The sequence below is a fragment of the Enterococcus sp. 125944 genome, from assembly GCF_051909435.1.
Classification (GTDB): domain Bacteria; phylum Bacillota; class Bacilli; order Lactobacillales; family Enterococcaceae; genus Enterococcus_D; species Enterococcus_D gallinarum.
The window spans coordinates 1-2,800 of sequence record NZ_JBQASY010000053.1; the positions used below are offsets into that span (position 1 = coordinate 1).

5 protein-coding genes are annotated in these 2,800 nt (G+C 34.2%); 1 reads left to right on the forward strand and 4 read right to left on the reverse strand.

Translation table 11 applies throughout. The annotated features are described in order from the left end of the window. Positions 1-604: 604 nt before the first annotated feature. The gene (locus ACTFWY_RS17700; RefSeq protein WP_010709778.1) at positions 605-970 is read right to left on the reverse strand and encodes a hypothetical protein; all 366 of its coding nucleotides are present in this window, start codon (positions 968-970) and stop codon (positions 605-607) included. Between the two features lie 18 nt (positions 971-988). Further along, on the reverse strand, positions 989-1,219 hold the full coding sequence (locus ACTFWY_RS17705) for a sporulation initiation factor Spo0A C-terminal domain-containing protein (protein ID WP_010709779.1): 231 nt from the start codon (positions 1,217-1,219) through the stop codon (positions 989-991). Positions 1,220-1,366: 147 nt separating this feature from the next. On the opposite strand from ACTFWY_RS17705, the gene ACTFWY_RS17710 reads away from it, so the two are divergent. Further along, the gene (locus tag ACTFWY_RS17710; protein WP_010709780.1) at positions 1,367-1,735 is read left to right on the forward strand and encodes a helix-turn-helix domain-containing protein; all 369 of its coding nucleotides are present in this window, start codon (positions 1,367-1,369) and stop codon (positions 1,733-1,735) included. 37 nt (positions 1,736-1,772) lie between these two features. Here the strand turns inward: ACTFWY_RS17710 and ACTFWY_RS17715 are convergent, their stop codons facing one another. Both ACTFWY_RS17715 and ACTFWY_RS17720 read right to left on the reverse strand, forming a co-directional pair. After that, positions 1,773-2,204 carry a winged helix-turn-helix domain-containing protein gene (locus tag ACTFWY_RS17715; protein ID WP_171313845.1) on the reverse strand — a complete coding sequence of 144 codons (432 nt, stop codon included), beginning with the start codon at positions 2,202-2,204 and terminating at the stop codon, positions 1,773-1,775. A 36-nt stretch (positions 2,205-2,240) separates the two neighbouring features. Then, positions 2,241-2,696, reverse strand: coding sequence for an ABC-2 transporter permease (locus tag ACTFWY_RS17720; RefSeq protein ID WP_439939971.1), 456 nt, complete (start codon positions 2,694-2,696; stop codon positions 2,241-2,243). Between the last annotated feature and the right edge of the window lie 104 nt (positions 2,697-2,800).

A 2,800-nucleotide genomic window follows, 5' to 3' on the forward strand; every position in this document is an offset into this window, starting at 1 on the left:
ACAAGGTCTGATCTTTGAAAACTAAAAAAATATGCGGCGCACAGAACGCGCCGCATATCGGACTAAGTTTTATTCAAATTTGTCTTCACCAACACGATTTGACGAAGAGCCCAATAAGTTACTATAAAAAAGAAAAGACTGTAGACCTTATCCATAAATTGGATTTTGTCTACAGTCTGTAACGAAGTTCAACTTCGTTCTTTTCTTTTGGATTTTTTATAAGAAAAACAGCTATAACTTTCTGATTTTTATCACATTTACGTTTACATGAAAGCGATGTACATCTCAAAAATCAGATTAAAACTTTGATTAGAAGAGAGTATTTTTTTTGAATCTTTCCGATAAAATTCTACACGGTTTTTAGTGCAAAGCCCCTTTCTGTGTGGAATGATTTTTTTAACTGTTATGTAGCAATGTTTGTCTTTTGTAATTTCTTCCCATGATATGACCTCCCATGTAGAAAATGCCAGATATGAAAAGGCAATTTTCCACTTCAAAATCATAAAGGAAAAATCCGTCTTAATTCCGTCAATAATATTGTTTTTTAGCAGGATATAGAAAAAGGTTATTGCAGGTCAGCATACGCTGGAGCAATAACCCTTTGTTATCTCAAATCTGTTTGTGCGTTTAATTTATCCCGATAATACTTTTGTTTGTCAGCAGGGATATGGTTGCAGAAGTCATCAATCCATCTCTGGCACTTCTCAAATACCTGTTCGTCAAGGTAGTAATTGGGGTAGTCTGCCAGTATTTCATGCTCCCTGTCAATCTGCTCTGTCAGTTGGATTGTAAAATCCATATACTGCTTGTGCAGGTTGTGTGCATATACGGAAAAACCCAGTGTCATAATAAGATAGGTTATCCGCTCAAAATCCTGCAATGTCATTTCCGCACGTCCTGTCAGCAAATCACGGTCATGCGGACTACATAACGATAAAAACGTGCTTTCCTCTTTTTCCAACAACTCCATATATTGACCTCCGCAATATTATACTTTGCTTTTTAGTTTCTTTGTCACCACATAAATAAATTCTTCTGGGGTAGGTGTCCTGTCCCCAAAGTATCTACTGAACTCTGCCTGTTTTTCTGGGTCTGGATTGCTCCGTGCTTCATCAATGGTTTTCTGCATTTGTGCCCTTACTTCCTTGACGGAAATACCATGTTGACGGGCAATAGTTTTTAACAGGTCTTTTGTATCTCTTTTCTTAAAGCCAATCATATACATACCTCATTTCTTATATACATTTCAGTTATAGCATTCGTCACTATAACTCATGGAATGATTTATTTTATGACACCATTATAATACATTTTTACAAAGGTTACAATATAGAGGAATACTTTTAATGAAAGGAGTGTGCCAGCTATGGAGCTTGACTTTAAAGCCATAGGAAAAAGAATAAAAATAGCGAGAATAAACCAGAACATGACACAGGAAACCGTTGCTGACAAAATAGGTGTCACTCCACAACACGTCAGTAATATCGAAACTGGAAATTCCAGTGTCAGTCTAACAACACTTGTTGCGATTGCAAATCTTCTGAAAGTGTCAGCTGATGAATTGCTATGTGATACAACCTTAATGTCAAAGCCAGTCTTTGAAAAGGAAGCAAAAGAATTGTTCAGCGATTGCAACGAATATGAAATACGTGTTCTGGTGGACGTGATGAAAGCAACAAAGGCTTCCATGCGAACTGTGAAGCTGTTTGAAAACATAATAAACAAGAGCGAATAAAACCGTAGCGTGTAGATCACATGAATGTGAATTACAGCTACGGTTTTTCTTCGTTGAATTTATAGCCCACACCCCAGACAGTTAATATGTACTGCGGATTGTCTGGAAACGGCTCTATCTTCTTTCTTAGTTTCCGTATGAATGATGTGAGATTGCTTCCCTCTGGGGCATTGTGGAAGCCCCAGAAATTTTCATATAGTTGGTCTTTCGTAAATACCTGCCCTTTGTGGCAAAAGAGAAAATATAACAGGTCAAATTCTTTTGAAGTTAGATATATAGATTTTCCATGTTCATTTGTAAAAGTACGTGTATACACATCTATATCAAAACCAGTTACTCTTTTCTCAATAAGTATAGGGTTACTTTCAAATTTAGAAGATAGCCATTTAACAGTTTGCTGAAACAAGTGTTCTTCATTATCATCAAACGAAACTACTAATAACTTCCCATAAATACCACCGCCTCTCACTATATAAATAATTCTTTTTATATCTTCATAAATAAATCAAAATTCTTTTTTTTGTATTTTTTTTGATAACAGATAAGAACTCATTATCAAGACAAGAGAAAGCGTAAGCACCATTAAAATTAGAACCACTGTATTTGATTGGAAATAACTTATGACTTCCATTACATTCTCATAAAAAACCAGATTTTTCATTAGTTGATTTATAAGAGGAATACCAATGGCAAAGCAAGCAATATACGGTAATATAGCCATAACACTACCTTTAATATAATCAAATTTATAATAAAACGGATATTGAATACTGATAAAAAATATTGCTATAAATATTGAAAGTGATAAATATTGAATGCCATATAACCAATTAATATTTCCTTTAATAAGAATAGAAAGTACAGTAAAGATAATAAAGGACACAATAGCTGTTATCCCTATAATAATAAGAGAAAATAAATATCGACTTAGAATATGAGCTGATTTTTTTATTGCGCCGATTGTAAAATTAAGCTAGACAACTAAAAAAGTCATTTGTGCTACACTCAAAATAGTTCCGACCAAAGAATTATAAGGAGTGAGTACAAATGACCTATACCCATCTT

Coding starts and splice junctions, on each gene's coding strand:
- ACTFWY_RS17700 (WP_010709778.1), bottom strand. CDS start 970: ATGGAGTTGTTGGAAAAAGAGGAAAGCACGTTTTTATCGTTATGTAGT.
- ACTFWY_RS17710 (WP_010709780.1), top strand. CDS start 1,367: ATGGAGCTTGACTTTAAAGCCATAGGAAAAAGAATAAAAATAGCGAGA.
- ACTFWY_RS17705 (WP_010709779.1), bottom strand. CDS start 1,219: ATGATTGGCTTTAAGAAAAGAGATACAAAAGACCTGTTAAAAACTATT.